Consider the following 19,744-nt stretch of genomic DNA (forward strand, 5'->3'; position numbering starts at 1 on the left):
GCAATAAACTACGTTTTAAGTAGTATTTATTATAATTTATCTCTTTTCAAAAGAGTTTGCAAATTTACGTACAATATTCTTCAAAACGAAATCAATAATTAGCTATATATCAATATTTTGCCATGTACCAACATTTACTTCCTTCAAAAAATACTTAAAACCAATACTGATTTTACTTTTAATCAAAAACAGAACCTAATTTTTATAAAAAATAGAATAAAAGTGTCATTTTGACTCAATGAAACCTCAATTAAGAAAAAAAACTGCAAAATGAAGTTCCAAAAAGAACATAAAAAGTTTTTAAACTACAGACAAATCTTATTTTTACCCATCTTAAATACTTTTTTTAGCATTATTATCTATAAATAAAATTCTCTCAATTAAATGGATATTAACAAGATGCGGGCTTTTTTAAAAAATGAATTAAAAAACTAAAGTTTTCCTATTATACGCTTTGTTCGCGTAAATATTCGCCTTAAATTCACACCACGAAAAATGTGGTAAAAACAATACTATTTAACAGCAATTGGCGTTAACTATTTTTCATAAAGTTGTTGCAATTCTTTATTGAACACAAAAACATAAATGGGCAAGCCGAAAACCATATAGAGTAGGTATTTAAATTAATTTAAAAAATAAAATGAAAGCATTTTTCCCCACAATCTTATTAATGCTATTAACTATTTTTGGAGCACAGGCACAAACTGCTAGTACAACTACAAATCCGTTTCCTACTATTGCTACACTTACTTCTTGGGCGAGTTATAATTCTCAATCAAAATTTGATATCGAAATCCGTAGTATCGGATTTAAATTTGAAGTAAAATCTGTTGAAGAAGGTTCTACTGCTTTTACCTACATCAGAAAAGTAACTGTAAACGACATTTCTTATACTGACAGAATCGTTTATAGAATTGCAAATGGTAATACAGCGAGTATCATATCATTAGTAACTGCTTCGACTGATTTAGTGTCGTTATACACACCACAATTGTCTACATACAAAAGCAACAACTGTAAAACCGAAATGTCTAAAGATAAAAATACAACTTGTACTTGTTACGAGAATGCTAATTACTCTATTGATGTTTGCGACGAACGTGTAAAACTTACAATGGGAGATGGAAATAAATATTTTATTTCTGTAGCAAAAAAATAAGTTCTATAAAAAATATCGTTATCACATAACGAACTCAATCACCCAAATCTTTACATACCAAAATTCGGTAACAACTTTACCTACATTTTGTTACTGCGTTAAAAACAATAGTTTGTAAAAATTTGGGTGTATTTTAAACTAAAGATTAGGATTTTTTAGTTCATACCAAACTTCCTCATCGCCATCAAGCATAAAGGAATTTGTATACTGCAGTCCAAGCTTTTCAAGAATACTTCTCGAACCACTATTTCCTGCATCTGCGTAAGCATAAATTGCGTCAACTTTCATTTCATTAAAAGCATAATCTATAAAAGCTTTTCCAGCTTCGGTAGCATATCCTTTACCCCAATATTCTTCAATAAAACGATATCCTATTTCGTAGAAATTCTGGTGATTATTGATCATATCAGTAATAAACTTTATTCCAGACCAACCAATAAAAGTGTTGGTTTCCTTAAGAACTACTGCCCAACGCCCTGTCCCATTATCCTTATATTGTTGCAAAACATTTTTAATATAAGCACGACTTTCGTCAATATGGGTAACGGGTTTATTACCTACATATCTATGTACATTTGGGTTAGAATCTAGCTTAAACATTCCCTCATCATCTGTAGTGAGGAATTCTCTTAGTAATAATCGTTCTGTTTCAATTGAAGTTTTCATTAATTTAAGATATATCGTTGCACCACTTCGGCAACACCGTGATTATTATTTGATGCTACAATAACATCTGCTCTATCTCGTAATTCAGGCGTAACATTATCCACCCAAACTCCTAAACCTGCATACTCTATCATCGACAAATCATTACCTGCATTTCCTACAGCAATAATTTCGCTTTGATGAATATCTAATTTTGCTGCCAAAAGCTTTAAACTTGCCGCTTTATCGATTCCGTTTTGAGCTACTTCCAGGAAAAAGGGTTTAGACATTGCTACACTTAAGTGAGGCATTGCTGTTTTTAAATCAGCCTCAAGTCCTTTTAAATAACTTGGTTCTTCGAGCAAAATACATTTTACAGCAGCGGTATTAACAGCTTCTTTAAAACTTGCTACTTTATGGTGTTTTAAACCAGTAATAGTCTTTTCTATTTCAATAAATTCCGAATCAGTTTCACTGATGATCTCATTATTTAAATAGGTAATAATATGCGTTTTGTTCTTTAAACTGTAATCGTACAATTCGTGAATTTGTTCTTTTGACAAAGTTTGTTCAAAAAGAATTTCATCATCTTTTACATTACTAATAACAGCTCCGTTAAACGAAATCATATAGGAATTATTTAAATCTAATTCCAGTTCTTTTGCAAAAGCAGTCATCGCCGAAGTTGGTCTGCCAGAAGCCAAAACTACATAAACTCCCATCGCCTGAGCTTTAAGAAGCATTTCTTTATTTATATCCGAAATTTTATGGTCATCGGTCAACAAGGTATCATCCATGTCTAAAACCAGCATTTTATATTGCATTTTTTTTAGTTTTCAGTAGTAGATTCAGTCTTCAGTTACAGTTTTCAGTACTTACTGAAAACTGTAACTGAAAACTGTGACTTTAAGTTCACTGTAATTACTGAGACTGTAAACTGAGCCTAATTACTTAAATTAAAGACTCATTCTAAAGTCTTCGATGATAGGATTTGCTTTTGCAAAATCTGTCTCTTGAATAAATACCTCAACAGCCAAATCTGTATTACCAAAACCACCTAAACGAGCCGATTGGATATTGTTTTTAATTACTGTATCTACTTGCGCCTCTTCTAATTTTTGTTGTAAAGCTTGCGCTAAAATCTCACTTCCCGAAAACACTTTCATTAGTCCCATATCCTATTTATTTTAATACTATTGTTTTTAATTGATTTTGAAAATCTTCATTTTCATTTATTCCAATATGATTCTGTCCTTTTAATACATAAAGATACCCATTCGATTTTAATAATTTACTTAATCTAACCGAATTAGAAAAAGGAATTAATTGATCTTGATCTCCATGAAAAATATAAATTGGCGCCTTTATCTTTTTAAAATAATCATGCGTTTCAAAATTAAATTTTTTCATAAAATCAGGAAAAAAAGGAACTTTACTACCTGTTAATTCTGTAAAACTATAATACGGAGCCTGAAGAATTAATGCTTTAGGCTTATTATTTGATGCCAAAATCGTCGCAAGACCACTTCCTATTGAATAGCCAGCAATGATGATTTTGTTTTCACTATATCTCTCACATAGTTTTTTATAAACTACCGAAATATCTTTGTTTAATTGATCTTCATCATCAATCTTTCCTCCGCTTTTTCCAAAACTTCTATAATCTAAGATAAAGATATCATATCCCAAACTTGTATAAACATTTGCTATACTTCCCCACGTATCCAGAGTACCTGCGTTTCCGTGAAGATAAAAAATCAATCCTTTTGGACTTTCAGTTTTAAATAACAAACCATTCAAATTTACACCATCAAAAGAACGAATATTGAGTTCTTCAAAATTTTGTTGGTATTCAAATTTAAAATTCTCAGGGAGTTTGGAGTTTTGAAAAACCATACCTGCCTGATTAAAATAGATATATGAAACAACAGACAAATAAACAATAAACAGCAATCCTAAAACTATTACAATCAAAAATCTAAGTGTTTTAAAAATTTCCATTTATTATACATCATCTTATTTTTAATCTAGTCTATTCTTCAATATCCTCTTCTTCGTCCTCATCCTCATCGTCCTCATCGATTTCGAATAAATAAGGCTCAAGTAACATTTTATCTGCCAAAATATCAATACTTTCTGTCAGTTGTTCTGCAAAAATAATACGCTGTGTTTTAGTAATACTATTAGAAATACGCATGATTTTAGTTTCATGACGTAATTTCAAAATTGGGTTTGCATCATCCAGGATAAACATCTTCAAGCGGTTAACATTATATCCCGCAGTAGTAAACATATCGCTTAGTTTATTTGGAGTTCCGATTAAAACATCAACTCCTGTTGAGATATAGTTTTTATCATAATCCATGTCTCCTTTGTCATGCACACCATAAACCTCAAGGTCACTATACTTACCGTATTTCTCAAAAAGCTCTTCCATTTCCAACACCTTTGCTTTATCTTCTACGATAATCAAAGCACGAGGAGATTCTTCATTTTTACCTGTCAATTGCTGAATAACATTTAGAACAATTGTAGTAGATTTTCCGCTTCCTTTTGGAGCAACAATAATACAATCCGCACCACTTTTTAGCGTAGAAAAAGTTTCTTGTTGTAATGTATTAGCTTCGGTTAAACCGTTTGCGATTAACGCCTCCTGTAACTTTTCGTTTATTTTTTTTAGTTTCATCTTTTTAATGCTTTAAGCTTTAAGCTAAATGCTTCAAGCAAAAATTATTTATAATAATATTAATAGCTTAAAGCATTTAGCTTAAAGCCTATTGCGCGAAGCATCTATTTACTTGCGAACATCTTTACATCTGTTTCCGAAATTTCGCTTCCACCTAATATAATAAGGCGTTCTACAACATTTCGTAACTCCCTGATGTTTCCTGTCCAATCATATTCTTGCAAAAGTTTTATCGCTTGAGGCGAAAATATCTTCACTGTATTTCCTTGTTCTGAAGCTATTTTTTCGGCAAAATGCGAAATCAAAGCCGGAATATCTTCTCTCCTGTCATTTAATGGCGGAACTTTAATCAAGATCACTGCTAGGCGGTGGTATAAATCTTCACGGAAACGACCTTCGGCAATTTCTGTTTTTAAATCTTTATTGGTTGCAGCAACTACCCTAACATCTACTTTGATATCTTTCTCTGCACCTACTCTTGTAATCATACTTTCTTGCAAAGCACGTAACACTTTGGCTTGAGCCGAAAGACTCATATCTCCGATTTCATCCAGGAAGATTGTTCCTTTATCCGCAGCTTCAAATTTTCCTGCTCTATCTTTAACCGCCGATGTAAAAGCTCCTTTTACGTGACCAAACAATTCACTTTCGATTAACTCGCTCGGAATTGCAGCACAGTTTACTTCGATTAAAGGAAAATTAGAACGTGCACTTTTTTCATGTAATTGGTGTGCTACCAGTTCTTTTCCTGTTCCGTTAGGTCCAGTAATCAAAACTCTGGCTTCCGTTTCGGCTACCTTTTCAATCATAATTTTAATATGACTTATAGCTTCACTATCACCAATCATTTCGTAATTCTTACTTACTTTTTTCTTTAAAATCTTGTTTTCTACAACAAGTTTTTTTCTGTCTAAAGCATTACGAACTGTATTTAATAAACGGTTTAAATCTGGTGGTTTTGATATGTAATCAAAAGCTCCAAGACGCATCGTATGAATTGCCGTTTCCATATCGCCATGACCTGATATCATAACCATCGGAATCTCAGGTTTGATTTTTTTTACTTCTTCTAATACCTCAACACCATCCATCTTTGGCATTTTGATATCGCACAAAACCAAATCGTAATCGTTGTTTTTTATCTTTTCAAGACCCGAAACACCATCTTCTGCCTCCTCAACCTGATAGCTATCATTCTCTTCTGATAAAATCTTGGTAAGTACTCTACGAATAGCTGCTTCGTCTTCTATAATTAATATTTTACTCATTTCTTTTGAGGTTCTAAGTTGCAAAGGCCCAAAGGTACAAAGTTTAAAATCTTTGTCGCTTTATAACCTTACAGCTTTATTATTATTTTAATATTAACCGCAAAGGTTAAAAAAGAACAAAGGCACAAAGTCTAAAAACCTTTGTCCCTTTGTTGCTCTGTATCTTTTTTTGAGGTTCTAAGTTGCAAAGGTTCAAAGGTACAAAGTTTAAAATCTTTGTCGCTTCTTACCTTTGAACCTTTGTTATTATATTTTTTTTTATGCCTTTTGTGTAATTCTTATAGATAGTTTAACTTCAAACGTTCAAAAACCTTTGCGCCTTTGCAACTCTGAACCTTTATAACTAATACTTCAGCCATTTATATAATTCCTTCCATGTTGGTTTCTTACCGTACATTAATATCCCTACTCGGTATATTTTGGCAGCAAACCAAACTACTGCAAAAAATGAAGCTAACAATAAAGTTACGGAAATAAGTATTTGCCACCAAGGCACTCCAAACGGAAGTCGCATTAACATTACAATTGGTGAGGTAAGCGGAATCATAGAAAACACTACTGCAACTGTTCCGTGTGGATCATTTACAACAGTAAAGAAACCGATATAAACACTCAAAATTAATGGCATAATGATAGGCAAAAGAAATTGTTGTGAGTCGGTTTGGTTATCAACCGCTGCACCAATAGCTGCATAAAACGAGCTATATAAAAAATACCCACCTATAAAATAAACCACAAACCCAATTAGAATGCTTGCAATTGGCAAACTCCATAATTCATTAATATACATTTGAGCTGTACCTACAAGTTCTTTTTGTGCAGTAGCCATTAACTCTGGCGGAATCTTAGCCGTTGGCCCAACATTTACACCAAAAAATGCCGATGCTGCAAACATTAGAGCAAATCCTATTACAGCCCAAATTAAAAACTGTAACAATCCTGCCAATGAAGTTCCGATTATCTTACCCATCATCAACTGAAAAGGTTTTACCGATGAAATAATAATTTCGATGATTCTATTGGTTTTTTCTTCGATTACACTTCGCATAACCATATTACCATAAATAACAATAAACATCATTATTAAGTAACCAAAAGAACCTCCAATTGCGATTTTTATTTCGTTAAGCCCTTTTAAACTCTCTTCTCCCGATGCTTTTGCGAGATGGATATTTACATTTGCTTGTGCATTTTTTATTGCTAATGTATCTAAATTTGCTTCTTGAAAATTAATTCTCGTAATCTCGTCGGCAATTGTATTTTGTGTGTTTTCGATAAAAGAAATACTCGGACTATTATTTGATATAAATTCGATTTTACTTTCTAAATCCTTTATTTTATCAGTTTTAGGAATCAAAAGCAATCCGTCTAAACTTTCTTTAGCAATACTATCTTTTAGCGATTGTAAAGGCATTTTGGATAAATCAAGATATCTAAACTCGACATTTTTTGCATTTTGCTTGGTAAATTCCGAAGCAAACAAACCTGTTTCGTCATAAATTGCAATACGTTTCGTATCGGCTTTCATAGAACTTAAATATCCGATAAAAGCAGCTATTGCAACAAACAATAACGGACTTAAAAAAGTCATTACGATAAAAGACTTATTACGGACTTTAGAAATAAATTCTCTTTTTATAATTAATGATATAATACTCATTTTTTATTTTAGATTGTTAGATTTTTAGACTGCTTAGACTTCTTAGACTTTCTTAAACTTGTTAGATTTTGAGATCAGTCTAAGTAGTCTAACGATCTATTTCGTTACTGTTTGAATAAAAATATCATTTACACTTGGAATTTTCTCAACAAAATGAGTCACTTGTCCGCGTTGTGTTAATACATTCAATAGTTCATTTGGAGTTGCGTTTCCTATCTGAATTTCCAGTTTTAGTTCGTCACCCAATGATTTAAAATGTGCTGGTAAAACGGTAAACTTCTGCGAAATATCATACATCAATCCTTCGATATTGTTTGTTAATATTCCAACTTCAAAACTATTTGTTTTAAATTGTCTTTTTACATCAATCAGTTTGCCTTCTATCAGTTTATTCGATTTATGAATCAAAGCAATATGATCACAAAGTTCTTCAACACTTTCCATTCGGTGTGTCGAAAAAATAATAGTCGAACCTTGTTCTTTTAATGCCAAAATTTCATCTTTTATGACATTGGCATTAACTGGGTCAAAACCAGAAAATGGCTCATCAAAAATTAACAATTTTGGTTTATGCAATACACAAACCACAAACTGAATTTTCTGTGCCATTCCTTTTGATAATTCCTGAACTTTCTTGTTCCACCAACCCTGAATTTCTAATCTGTCAAACCAATATTCTAATTGTTTCTTAGCTTCGGCTTTAGACAATCCTTTCATCTGAGCCAGATACAAACATTGCTCTCCTACTTTCATAGAACTATACAATCCTCTTTCTTCAGGAAGATATCCGATATGCTGAACGTGTTTAGGCTGTAATTTCTCACCATCAAGAATCACTTCTCCACTATCTGGATAAGTAATCTGATTTATAATTCTTATTAATGATGTTTTCCCAGCTCCATTAGGACCTAATAATCCGTAAATACTGCCTTTTGGAACATTTAATGAAACTTCGTTAAGCGCAACATAATCACCGTATTGTTTTACGACATTATGTACTTCGAGTAAGTTGCTCATGCTTTTTTTTTGGGTTTACTACGTCTACTTGACTACTCGACCTTTTTGGTTTCGCGTGTGTAAAAGTAAATAATTAGTAGCGAAAACTTCGTATTGTTACAAAAAAACCCATCCTAAATAAAGTTAAGATGGGTTTGTAAATTAATTATAACGTTTTATAAAAGATAAGATGTGTTTATGAAAACATATCTTTTACTTTTTCAAAAAATGATTTATCCGTTTTCTCAGGACTTGGAATAAAATGGTCATCTGTTAAAGCATTTTCAAAAAATTGTTTTTGATCTTTGCTCAATGTTTTTGGTGTCCAAACATTCACATGAACCAATAAATCTCCATTTCCGTATCCATTGATACTTGGAATTCCTTTTCCTTTTAATCTTAAGATTTTTCCAGATTGAATTCCTTCTTCTAATTTAATTCTCACTTTTCCGTTAATTGCTTCAATATCCTTAGAGATACCTAAAACAGCTTCTGGAAAGCTTATGTATAAATCGTAATGTAAATTTTCACCTTCACGTTTTAAGAATTCGTGCTCTAGTTCTTCAATTGCAACAATTAAATCACCTGGAACACTGTTTCCTGGAGCATCGTTTCCTTTGCCAGAAACTTTAAGCTGCATTCCATCAACAACTCCTGCAGGAATTTTGATTGATACAGTTTCATCTTCCTGAACCATACCTTGCGAATCTGCATTGCTAGGTTTTTTGTCTAAAATCTGACCAGAACCTCCACAAGTTGGACAAGTCGAAGCTGATTGCATTCTACCTAAAATAGTATTAGTCACACGCATTACCTGCCCTTGACCGTTACATGTAGAACATGTTTTATAAGTAACCCCTTTGGCTTGAACCTTACGTTTTACTTTTACTTTTTTCTCAACACCATTTGCAACCTCTTCTAAAGTTAATTTAACTTTAATTCTAAGATTACTTCCTTTAGTACGACGAGGACCTCCGCCTCCACCGCCTCCGAAACCACCAAATCCGCCTCCGAAGATGTCGCCAAACTGACTGAATATGTCATCCATATTCATGCCACCATGACCACCACCTCCAAAACCACCTGAACCATCAAAGGCTTGGTGACCGTATTGATCGTATTTGGCTTTTTTATTAGGGTCGCTTAAAACTTCATACGCTTCTGCAGCCAATTTGAAGTTCTCTTCTGCCTGTTTGTCGTCTGGATTTTTATCCGGATGATATTTCAACGCACATTTACGGTACGCTTTTTTGATCTCGGCAGCATCCGCATTTTTTGAAATGCCTAATATTTCGTAAAAATCTTTTTTCATAATTGTTTAAATTCCAAAAAACAAAACCCAATAAATAACTCAATTCTGAAGACTCAAAACTATTTATTTGGGATTTGGGAGTTATAATTTGATATTTTAGTTTCCTACAACAACTTTAGGGAAACGAATAATTTTGTCTCCTAATTTGTATCCTTTTTCTATAACATCAACGATTTTACCTTTTAATTTATCAGAAGGTGCTGGAATTTGAGTAATAGCTTCAGCATAATCAGCATTAAATGCATCTCCTGCTCTCACTTCAATTTGCTCTAAACCTTTAGCAACCAATGTGCCTTTAAGTTTTTCGTGAATTAACTCAACTCCTTTAGTCAATGTTTCATTTTCAGATTTGTTGATCTCAACCATTGCTCTGTCAAAATCATCTAATACTGGAAGCATTGCCAATAATACCTCTTGATTAGCCGTTTTAAACAAATCTATTCTTTCTTTTGAAGTTCTTTTTTTGTAATTTTCAAACTCAGCAAACAAACGTAAAAATTTATCTTTTTCTTTTGCTAAGTCTTGAGCTAGTTGTTCTTCTACACTTAATTCCTCAATAATAATCTGTTCGCCATTGGCATTATTCTCTAACGTTACGTCATCTATTTCTTGATCGATTTCTGTATTTTCCGTAGTCATATTACTTTTATTTTTAAAAATATTCTTAAACTTCATTTTTTATTCTTTTCTATGGATTGCAAAAGTACTGCCAAACCTTATAAAATGTCAAATTGTCACCTTTTGACAAATTCTTACTCTATCAAGTCTTTAGGCAATGTATCCAAAACTATCATATTCTCAAAAAAATTAGTATAATTTTAAGATAATTGCGATTTAGAATAAATACATTTGAATTAATTACAATTAATTATTACCTATCAAAAATTGAATTTAAGGTTAGCTTCGGCTTTATAATAAATTATTAATTCAACTTTACCTTATATTAAAAAAAGCTTCGCCTGATAGACGAAGCTTTTTTTTATGCTTTTTACCTTTAACTCCAAGAAAGCTTCTGAAAATATTTTATAACTTATTTGTTATTTAATATATTTTTATTGCACGGGCGGAGGGATTCGAACCCCCATCAACGGTTTTGGAGACCGCTATTCTACCCTTGAACTACGCCCGTAACTCAAGGCCGCAAATTAAAGGCTTTTTTTTCTTTCTCACCAATTATTTTACGCAAATTTAAAAAGTTTTAAGCCAATCAGCGCTAATAATTCACTAGCACAATCACTACCAAAGCTTTATGAAATTTACATTCTTCTTTCGAAACAAAAATTCTGCGAAACAACCGCAAAAATCACTAAATTTTTTTAAAAATATGACTTTATAAAAACACAAAGTTCGCAAAGCTTTGTATTCATCTAGCTTTGCGAACTTTGTGTTTTCTATTCGAAAGGAACGCGGATGATACGGATTTACAAAAGTAAAAGCACAAGATTAAACGGATTTTTAAAAATAATAGATAAAAATCCGTTTAATCCGCGTTCCTCTATAGACAATCTAAAAAAAATTTAATCTCTTTGTGAAATAACCGCAAAGGTCGCCAAGATTTTTAAAAGTATGGTTTTATAAAAAACACAAAGTCCGCAAAGCTTTGTGTTGATCTAGCTTTGCGAACTTTGCGTTTTCTATGCGTGAGTAAAATTAAATCTTAGCGCACTTTGCGGTTAAACCCTTATACTAATAAAGCAGCTTTCAACCCTTCTAAATCAACCGAAACTTGTTCGCCCGTTAGTAAGTTTTTAAGCGAATACGAATTCGATTCTATTTCTTGTTCACCAGCAATAACAGCAAAAGGAATCATACGTTTATCAGCATGCTGAAACTGCTTTCCTACCTTTACATTATCTGGATACAACTCTACTTTTATATTTTCTTTTCTTAATTCCTGAATCGCTTTAAGCGCATAAAAAGCCTCTTTATCACCGTAGTTTATAAACAAAGCTTTAGAGGTTGCCGTAACCGTATCAGGAAACAATTGCAATTCCTCAAGTACCAAATAAATACGATCTAATCCGAAAGAGATTCCAACACCACTCATGTTTTTCAATCCAAAAACACCAGTTAAATCGTCGTATCTTCCACCACCACCAATAGAACCCATGGCAACAGTTTTAGGTGGAGCTATTTCAAAAATTGCCCCTGTATAATAATTCAGTCCACGAGCAAGTGTAACATCCAAATCTAAAATTGCTGTAGACAATCCTAAGTTAGACACATTGTCACAAATAAAACGCAACTCCTCTACCCCTTTCATTCCTTCTTCAGAAGAAGCTAATAAAACTGAAAGCTGATTAATTTTATCCGAGATCGTTCCTGTAAAACTAAATAATGGCTGCACTTTTACAAGCGCTTCTTCCGAAATTCCTTTCTCCATCATTTCTTTCTTCACACCATCTTCGCCTATTTTATCAAGCTTATCCAACGCAACCGTAAAATCAATTAATTTATCCGAAGCTCCAATAACCTCAGCAATTCCAGATAATATTTTTCGGTTATTTATTTTTATAGTTACACCACTTAAACCTAAAGAGGTAAAAACAGTATCATATAATTGTACCAACTCAACTTCTTGCCATAATGATTTAGAACCAACCACATCGGCATCACATTGAAAAAACTCTCTGTAACGTCCTCTTTGAGGTCTATCAGCTCTCCAAACTGGTTGAATTTGGTATCTTTTAAAAGGAAATTCAATTTCATTTTGGTGCTGCACTACATATCTTGCAAACGGAACTGTTAAGTCGTAACGCAATGCTTTTTCAGAAATTCTACTTGTAAATTTATTCAACTCAATTCTTTCGTTGATCTCAATTTTTTCAGCAGAATTAACTTGTAGAGATTCTATAGATTCTGGTAATTCTATTTTGCTTTTATTGAAGAAAAAATTACCTGAGTTCAATATTTTAAAGATCAAACGGTCACCTTCTTCACCATATTTCCCCATTAAAGTATCGGAATTTTCAAAAGATGGTGTTTCAATAGGTTGAAAACCAAACTTCTCAAAATTATTTTTTATGGTTTGAATAATATATTGACGTTTTGACACCTCTGCAGGCGAAAAATCTCTTGTTCCTTGTGGAATACTTGGTTTCGAAGCCATTTCTCTTTGATATTTTAGATTTCTGATTTTAGACTTTAGATTTGCTTTCGAAATCTTAAATTCTAATCGAGTGCAAATATCTCACTTTTTAAAATAAATAATGACTCTTCTAAAACAAACTTGTAACAAAAATTGTATTTTCGTGACAAACTAGTATGATGCTAAAATTATTCAAAGAAAATATCCGGATTGCATTTGGTTCCATTCGAACACAATTATTACGTACCATTCTTACCGTTTTAATTATTGCAATAGGCATCACAGCTTTAGTTGGGATTTTAACTGTAGTTTCGGCATTAGAAAACACTATTTCCAACGATTTTGCTTCTATGGGAGCAAATACCTTTAATATAAACCAGTACGAAAACGAAGTTCGAAACCGTGGCGGTAACGAAAGAGAAATCATAAATCCTATTATTTCTTATCCCGAAGCTGTTGCATTCAAGAATAAATACAGATATCCATTTACCGAAACATCGCTTTCATTTACAGCAACATCTACAGCCGAAGTAAAATATCTTGGCACCAAAACCGATCCTGAAATTAAAGTACTTGGAGTCGACGAACATTTTATTGGTAATTCTGGTCTTGAAACCAGCATTGGCAGAACATTTAATCAGTTTGACATCGAGAATAATACTTACGTATGTGTACTAGGTTCCGATTTTATGAAAGGATTATTAAAAGATGTAAACCCAATCGATAAAATCATTTCTATCCGTGGCGCACGCTTTAAAGTTATTGGCGTACTTAAAGAAAAAGGATCCACATTCGGGAACAGTCAGGATTTACGAGTATTAATTCCTATTCAGGTAGCGCGTTCCTTATTTACTGCACCAAACATAAACTATACGATAAGCATAATGGTTTCCAAAAAAGAATTATTGGATCAAGCCATCGATAACGCAACAAGCACTATGCGTCGAGTTCGAAAATTAAGTCCTATACGCGATAATAATTTTGGCGTAGTACGAAGCGATGATCTTATCAATCGCATCCTCAGCATCACACAATACCTTGGCTGGGCAGCAGGAATAATCAGTTTCATTACCATCTTAGGTTCCTCTATAGCCTTAATGAATATCATGATTGTATCGGTAACAGAACGTACCCGCGAAATCGGTGTTCGTAAAGCCCTTGGAGCTAAAAAGACAACCATTGCCGTACAATTCTTTATCGAAACCCTACTTATAGGACAATTAGGCGGTTTAATCGGAATTATTCTAGGAATCTTGGTTGGTTTTGCGTTTGCATCAGCAATGAAATTTGTATTCGTAATTCCATGGATGGCAATTTTCGCTGCTTTCGGTACCAGTTTTGTAGTTGCCATTGTGTCAGGATTATACCCCGCAATAAAAGCATCTCAACTCGACCCTATCGAAGCTTTACGCTATGAATAGTATTCAGTCGCAGTTTTCAGTTTCAGTATAACAGCTACATTTTACGTATTTCATTTTACCAAAAGAAAGTTTGCAGGAGCACAACTTAATCGTTACATACCACGAACTGTCCCGCTTTACGCTCCAATCTTTTATCTTGAGAAAAAAATCAAGATAAAAGGATTTCTCCCGAAGCTTCGGGACAATCGGGGCTATTTTACAACTTACATTTTTAAGTCACGTTGTCATCTCCTACAAGGTTTTGAAAACCTTGCAGGAAACCCTCATTTCACTTTTTACAAAATACATCTTACTCTAAAAAAACTTATTTAATACAAAAAATCATCCTGTCATTATCGTAAATATCCTTACGCAATTCGATGTTTTTAAAACCTAAATCCTCAAGCAATTCAACGGTTTCTTTCCCTAAATACTGATTGATTTCAAAATAAAGGCTGCCGTTTTTTTCCAGATTCTTTTGCGCTAGTTCAGCTATTTTTCTATAAAAAATAAGTGCATCATTATCGGCAACAAAAAGTGCCAAATGCGGTTCATAATCTAATACATTCTTCTTGATTTCCTCTTTTTCAAGATTCCTTACATAAGGCGGATTCGAAACAATGACATCAAACTCCTGCATTAAATCTTCTGTTTCCAGAATATTCTGAAGCAAAAAAGTAACCGAAACCCCATTGGTCTCAGCATTTCTTTTGGCAGTAGCCAAAGCATTCTCCGAGACATCAATTGCAAAAACCTGAGCATGAGAAATATTTTTTGCCAGCGAAATAGCAATACAACCACTTCCAGTACCTATATCCAGAATTTTTAAGTTTTTGGATTTTCCAACTTTTGAATTCTCTTTAATAATCCACTCAACCAATTCTTCCGTTTCTGGTCGCGGAATCAAAACGTTTGAGTTTACCTCAAAATCTAATCCGTAAAAATTCGTTTTCCCTAACAAATATTGTATCGGGATTTCCTTTTTTAATTCAGTTACAAGAATACTCCAATCTGCAATTTCTTCGTCCGAAAAAGACAAATCTGGGTTTAAAGCCAAATCTATTTGTTTGAGATTTCGTTTCTCTTCCAGAATTAAATAGAAGAAACTCTCCACTTCCAGAACATCATAAATTCCCGAAAGCTCTTGAATAAATTGCGTTCTGTATTGTTTTATTTTCATTTTATACTTGTTGTTAAAAGCAGGTTTAATTAGCAATCAAATCCTACTGCAATTTCAGAAACCCTCTTCATCGCCTCACCACTTTTAGCTTTACTCGAAAGAAACAGAATTACCCGCTCCTCTTCATAATGTCTATTTGCGCTAAAAACAAAATCTAATTTTCCATCGTTATCAATATCTCCTGCAAAAATCAACTTAACAAAAGTATCATTAAACGATTCTTCCGATAAAAGCATTTTTTCAGTAGTATCTCCTGTAGACAGATAAAGCTTATAATTTTCGACCTTCTTAAAAACTTCCTCCGTATTATCATCTGTAGAAACCATTTCCGAAGAAAGAACTTTACCTTCCCCACGTAAAGTATAATTAACATTATTAAAGGCAAAAGTTACTTTTTCGTCTGGCCAAATTTTATCTTCTTCAATCTTTAAAGACTTTATTTTTCCCAATTTCAAATCAGGCAAATCCATAAAAATGATTGATTTATTTTTAGCAAGAACAGACACTAAGGAATCTCCCGAACATTCATCAAATCCCTTTTCTATTTTAAAATCTGCTTTTCCTAAATAATATTCCCCATTCTGCTCATATAAATCAATCCACTTTTTAGTTAAAGCAACAGCAGGATTTTCTTCTCCATAACTTCTATAACTTCGCGCAAGCAAAATATCAAAGTCATTTTTAAACTCCTCCTCCGAAACTACTTCTTTTTCCTGAACAGAATCTTTTACAATAGTCTTTTTACTAACTCCAATAATTTTTTCTGTTTTCGTTTCTTTAGCATCTTTACAAGAAAACAGAATTGAAACCAAAACAATTCCAACAACAATTTTTTTCATAAACTTATAACTTTTTCAACATCCAAACTGGGCATGAAGTATGACCCGTGCATCCCATTGGCGCATCAAGATATTCAAAACCTGATTTTTTATATAATTTTTGAGCAGCATGCATAAAAGGCATCGTTTCGATATAACAATTCTCAAAACCAAAATCCTTAGCACTCTCCAAACATTTTTCCATCATTTTACTTCCTATTCCCAAACCACGAGTTTCTGGTAAAAAGTACATTTTTTGCAATTCACAAATTGTTGGCGCTTCGTTTTCCAACGAAGCAATTCCGGCACAACCCACAATTTTATCATTATTTTCGACTACAAAATAAACCGCTTTAGGCTTATTATATTCTTCAAACATAAAATCCAGATACGGATCTTCGTATGCAGTTCCTACTTTCGGGATATTCAACTCATCAAAAACGGCTCTTATCAATTGTGCCACAGCCTGATTGTCTTCTTTAGTTATTTTTCTGATAATCCAATTTTCCATTTCTTCTTATTCTGTCTTATACAATGTACAAAAGTAAATATACTTTATTGTTATTTTAGATAGATTCAAAACTAAATCATAAACTCAAAAATAACTACTTTTGCATTGTGAATATACATGAAAAATACATAAAACGCTGCATACAACTTGCCAAAAATGGCTTAGGAACTACATACCCAAACCCAATGGTTGGTAGCGTAATCGTTTATAATGATACTATTATAGGAGAAGGCTGGCATAAAAAAGCAGGCGAGCCTCATGCCGAAGTAAATGCTGTAAACTCAGTAAAAGATAAATCATTGCTCAAAAAAGCAACTATTTACGTAAGTTTAGAACCATGCAGTCATTTTGGTAAAACACCACCTTGTTGCGACTTAATTATTGCAAACGAAATTCCAAATGTAGTTGTTGGGACTGTAGATCCAAACGAAAAAGTTGCCGGCAAAGGAATTAAAAAACTCCTTGAAGCGGGAAAAAAAGTTACCATTGGAGTCCTTGAAGATGAATGCAACGAACTAAACAAACGCTTTTTTACATTTCATCAACAAAAAAGACCTTATATAATCTTAAAATGGGCAGAATCTAAAGATGGATTTCTTACTCCAGAAAAAGAGAACGATACAATTATAAAAAGAGAACCAATCTGGATTACTAATACCTATTCACGCCAATTGGTACATAAATGGCGAAGCGAAGAACAAGCTATCCTGGTAGGAACACAAACTGTTATTGACGACAATCCTAAATTAAATACTCGTGATTGGGCTGGTAATAATCCTGTGCGCGTTGTTTTGGATCAAAACAATCGCATTCCTCAAGACAGTCATATTTTTAGCAATGATGTTAAAACTATCGTATTTACAAAATCCAAAATTGCCATTGAAAAAGAAAACCTTATCTTTGAAGTAATTGATTTTAAAGAAAATATAATCCCGCAAATACTTGCAATTTTATACCAACATCAAATTCAATCAATTATTATCGAAGGCGGATTACAAACTTTACAATCCTTTATCGATACAAACCTATGGGATGAAGGACGTTTTTTTATTGGAAACACCTACTTTACAAAAGGTACTAAAGCCCCTATAATCGCTGGCATAAAAAATAAAAAAACCTACATTGGTAAAGACGAATTAATACAAGTTAGAAACCATGATTGATACTATTATTTTTGATTTTGGAGATATATTCATCAACTTAGACAAACAAGCTACAGTTGATGGACTAAAAAAACTTGGCCTGACTGAGTGGAATAATAATCTAGATCAATTAAATATTAAATTCGAAACTGGTAACATTACTCCCGAAGAATTTATATCTGGGTTTCAAAAAGAGATTCCTAATGCATCTGCAAAAGAAATCCTGAATGCCTGGAATGCTGTTCTGCTAGATTTTCCATTATACCGATTAGAGTTTCTTCAGATGCTTTCTGAGAAATACAGATTGTTCTTATTAAGCAACACCGACTCTATTCATATTAAAACATTCGAACATAAAACAGGAGTATCATTTTATAGTGATTTCTACCAATGCTTTGAAAAAGTTTACTTTTCATTCGAAATAGGAATGAGAAAACCAAATCACGAAGCTTATACCTATATAATAAACAAACACGAGTTATCCCCAAAACGAACTTTGTTTGTAGACGACAAAATCGAAAATACCAATGCTGCTGCCGAACTTGGTCTTCAGGTATGGAACTTACAAGTAGGAAAAGAAGATGTCGTAGATTTATTTGATAAAAAAATAATTTAGAAAACAATCTTGGAAATTAAAGATACCTATCAAACGATAGCATTCCCATCGGAAGAAGTACTGTATAAAGAAAAAAGCAGCAAATTTTTTGGCTATGCCTATCCTATTACATCCGAAGAAGAAGTAAAACCTATAATCGAAGCCCTAAAAAAGCAACATCCAAGTGCTGTACATTATTGCTACGCCTATCAATTAGGCATCGAACCTACCGTAAGCTACAGAGCCAACGATGATGGAGAACCAAGCAATACAGCAGGAATGCCCATTTACGGGCAAATACAATCTTTTAGCGTGACAAACGTTCTTATTGTTGTTGTACGTATATATGGAGGAATTAAATTAGGCGTAGGAGGATTAATAGCCGCTTACAGAACAACTGCACAAATGGCATTAAAAGTTTGCGAAATTGTCGAAAAAACCATTGATGTACAGTTTTTAATCTCTTTTGATTATAAAAACATGAATAAAGTAATGCGAGTTATCAAAGAAAAAAGATTGGAGATTGTCTCACAAGAAATGGAAATCGACGAAGATTCCGGACTCCCAATTGGCAAAATAACGATCCAAATTCGCAAAAAAAATGCCGAAATGATATTCGACATTTTTGATTCAATGTTTGAAATAGGAATAAAATTATGCTAAAATCATTTTCATTTATGCTAAATTTTAGCAATTATTCAATCTTTTTAAGAAGCTCCAAAATATAGCTTGGAGGAGCTGTTGGACGACCCGTTTTTAAGGACACAAAAACCAAAATAAAGACAGCAGTTGTTAATAACTCATTTGACTCGTTATAAATCTCGCAATCAAATTCTATCTTGACAGATGACTGACTTTTAAATGTTGTATGCACCGTTAACAACTCATCATATCGTGCCGATTTTTTATAATTAATATTCATTGAAACAATTGGCAAAGCGATCCCGCTTTCTTCCATGCTTTTATACGAAACCCCTTTGTTTCTAAGCCATTCCACTCGTCCAATTTCAAAATAAGGAATATAATTCCCATGATAAACGACTCCCATTTGATCCGTTTCTGAGTAACGAACACGCACTTGAGTTTGATGATTTTTCATTATTTATTTATTAAAAAAATTTAATTCTTAAACCTCGCCTTACAACAATATTTTAGATAATTACCACCCGAAATATTTTTTTTTAACGAAATTTGTTCACATATTTGTTATCTTGAAAAATGACAATTATTCAACCTCGTTTTTATAAGAGTAATATTATCAATACACATAATTTATTTGAATCT

The 19,744-nt window shown here is 32.8% G+C and carries 20 protein-coding genes and 1 tRNA gene; 5 read left to right on the forward strand and 16 right to left on the reverse strand.

From position 1 onward, the window contains the following. Nucleotides 1–640 precede the first annotated feature (640 nt). Nucleotides 641–1,159, forward strand: a complete 519-nt coding sequence (locus tag AC3IPI_RS23955; protein ID WP_039111285.1) for a hypothetical protein — start codon at nt 641–643, stop codon at nt 1,157–1,159. Between the two features lie 138 nt (nt 1,160–1,297). Here AC3IPI_RS23955 and AC3IPI_RS23960 read toward each other — a convergent pair whose 3' ends face one another. From AC3IPI_RS23960 to hisS, 12 genes are all read right to left on the reverse strand, one after another. After that, nucleotides 1,298–1,825, reverse strand: a complete 528-nt coding sequence (locus AC3IPI_RS23960; RefSeq protein ID WP_489156297.1) for a GNAT family N-acetyltransferase — start codon at nt 1,823–1,825, stop codon at nt 1,298–1,300. Beyond that, nucleotides 1,825–2,628, reverse strand: coding sequence for a Cof-type HAD-IIB family hydrolase (locus AC3IPI_RS23965; RefSeq protein WP_489156299.1), 804 nt, complete (start codon nt 2,626–2,628; stop codon nt 1,825–1,827). The genes AC3IPI_RS23960 and AC3IPI_RS23965 overlap by 1 nt, the downstream gene beginning before the upstream one ends. Before the next feature lie 132 nt (nt 2,629–2,760). Then, nucleotides 2,761–2,979 (reverse strand): putative signal transducing protein, encoded by a 219-nt coding sequence (locus AC3IPI_RS23970; RefSeq protein WP_035622589.1) that lies wholly within the window; start codon nt 2,977–2,979, stop codon nt 2,761–2,763. Nucleotides 2,980–2,986: 7 nt separating this feature from the next. Next, nucleotides 2,987–3,778, reverse strand: coding sequence for an alpha/beta hydrolase (locus AC3IPI_RS23975; RefSeq protein WP_409417239.1), 792 nt, complete (start codon nt 3,776–3,778; stop codon nt 2,987–2,989). Between the two features lie 58 nt (nt 3,779–3,836). Further along, nucleotides 3,837–4,490, reverse strand: a complete 654-nt coding sequence (locus AC3IPI_RS23980) for a DEAD/DEAH box helicase (protein ID WP_039111290.1) — start codon at nt 4,488–4,490, stop codon at nt 3,837–3,839. A 104-nt stretch (nt 4,491–4,594) separates the two neighbouring features. Further along, nucleotides 4,595–5,758: a sigma-54-dependent transcriptional regulator gene (locus AC3IPI_RS23985; protein ID WP_039111292.1), complete on the reverse strand. Its 1,164-nt coding sequence runs from the start codon at nt 5,756–5,758 to the stop codon at nt 4,595–4,597. 343 nt (nt 5,759–6,101) lie between these two features. After that, entirely contained in the window at nt 6,102–7,418 is a 1,317-nt protein-coding gene (locus AC3IPI_RS23990) for an ABC transporter permease (RefSeq protein ID WP_039117659.1), read from the reverse strand. A gap of 96 nt (nt 7,419–7,514) precedes the next feature. After that, complete coding sequence (locus AC3IPI_RS23995; RefSeq protein WP_039117658.1) at nt 7,515–8,435, reverse strand: ABC transporter ATP-binding protein; 921 nt, start codon at nt 8,433–8,435, stop codon at nt 7,515–7,517. A 175-nt stretch (nt 8,436–8,610) separates the two neighbouring features. Next, entirely contained in the window at nt 8,611–9,726 is a 1,116-nt protein-coding gene (dnaJ, locus tag AC3IPI_RS24000; protein WP_039111295.1) for a molecular chaperone DnaJ, read from the reverse strand. 96 nt (nt 9,727–9,822) lie between these two features. Beyond that, the gene (locus AC3IPI_RS24005; RefSeq protein ID WP_039111297.1) at nt 9,823–10,401 is read right to left on the reverse strand and encodes a nucleotide exchange factor GrpE; all 579 of its coding nucleotides are present in this window, start codon (nt 10,399–10,401) and stop codon (nt 9,823–9,825) included. A gap of 383 nt (nt 10,402–10,784) precedes the next feature. Then, nucleotides 10,785–10,855: transfer RNA gene (locus tag AC3IPI_RS24010), tRNA-Trp, on the reverse strand. 552 nt (nt 10,856–11,407) lie between these two features. After that, nucleotides 11,408–12,835, reverse strand: a complete 1,428-nt coding sequence (hisS, locus tag AC3IPI_RS24015) for a histidine--tRNA ligase (RefSeq protein WP_489156304.1) — start codon at nt 12,833–12,835, stop codon at nt 11,408–11,410. Nucleotides 12,836–12,990: 155 nt separating this feature from the next. Here hisS and AC3IPI_RS24020 point away from each other — a divergent pair, with 155 nt between their 5' ends. After that, complete coding sequence (locus tag AC3IPI_RS24020; protein ID WP_489156306.1) at nt 12,991–14,235, forward strand: ABC transporter permease; 1,245 nt, start codon at nt 12,991–12,993, stop codon at nt 14,233–14,235. 304 nt (nt 14,236–14,539) lie between these two features. Here AC3IPI_RS24020 and prmC read toward each other — a convergent pair whose 3' ends face one another. From prmC to AC3IPI_RS24035, 3 genes are read right to left on the reverse strand one after another with little or no spacing between them, the layout of a single operon-like run. Further along, nucleotides 14,540–15,394 carry a peptide chain release factor N(5)-glutamine methyltransferase gene (gene prmC, locus AC3IPI_RS24025; RefSeq protein WP_489156308.1) on the reverse strand — a complete coding sequence of 285 codons (855 nt, stop codon included), beginning with the start codon at nt 15,392–15,394 and terminating at the stop codon, nt 14,540–14,542. A 29-nt stretch (nt 15,395–15,423) separates the two neighbouring features. Then, nucleotides 15,424–16,233, reverse strand: coding sequence for a hypothetical protein (locus AC3IPI_RS24030; RefSeq protein ID WP_489156310.1), 810 nt, complete (start codon nt 16,231–16,233; stop codon nt 15,424–15,426). A gap of 4 nt (nt 16,234–16,237) precedes the next feature. Then, complete coding sequence (locus AC3IPI_RS24035; RefSeq protein WP_489156312.1) at nt 16,238–16,723, reverse strand: GNAT family N-acetyltransferase; 486 nt, start codon at nt 16,721–16,723, stop codon at nt 16,238–16,240. A 107-nt stretch (nt 16,724–16,830) separates the two neighbouring features. Between AC3IPI_RS24035 and ribD the strand changes: the two genes are divergently transcribed. From ribD to AC3IPI_RS24050, 3 genes are read left to right on the forward strand one after another with little or no spacing between them, the layout of a single operon-like run. Then, nucleotides 16,831–17,886, forward strand: a complete 1,056-nt coding sequence (ribD, locus tag AC3IPI_RS24040) for a bifunctional diaminohydroxyphosphoribosylaminopyrimidine deaminase/5-amino-6-(5-phosphoribosylamino)uracil reductase RibD (protein ID WP_489156314.1) — start codon at nt 16,831–16,833, stop codon at nt 17,884–17,886. Next, nucleotides 17,879–18,481 (forward strand): HAD family hydrolase, encoded by a 603-nt coding sequence (locus AC3IPI_RS24045; protein WP_039111308.1) that lies wholly within the window; start codon nt 17,879–17,881, stop codon nt 18,479–18,481. The genes ribD and AC3IPI_RS24045 overlap by 8 nt, the downstream gene beginning before the upstream one ends. Nucleotides 18,482–18,490: 9 nt before the next feature. Then, nucleotides 18,491–19,123, forward strand: coding sequence for an IMPACT family protein (locus AC3IPI_RS24050; protein WP_489156316.1), 633 nt, complete (start codon nt 18,491–18,493; stop codon nt 19,121–19,123). A gap of 31 nt (nt 19,124–19,154) precedes the next feature. On the opposite strand, the gene AC3IPI_RS24055 is transcribed toward AC3IPI_RS24050, so the two are convergent. Then, a complete protein-coding gene (locus AC3IPI_RS24055) occupies nt 19,155–19,559 on the reverse strand; it encodes an acyl-CoA thioesterase (RefSeq protein ID WP_039111317.1) in 405 nt (134 codons plus the stop codon). Between the last annotated feature and the right edge of the window lie 185 nt (nt 19,560–19,744).

This window comes from Flavobacterium sp. GL_143 (assembly GCF_057834355.1).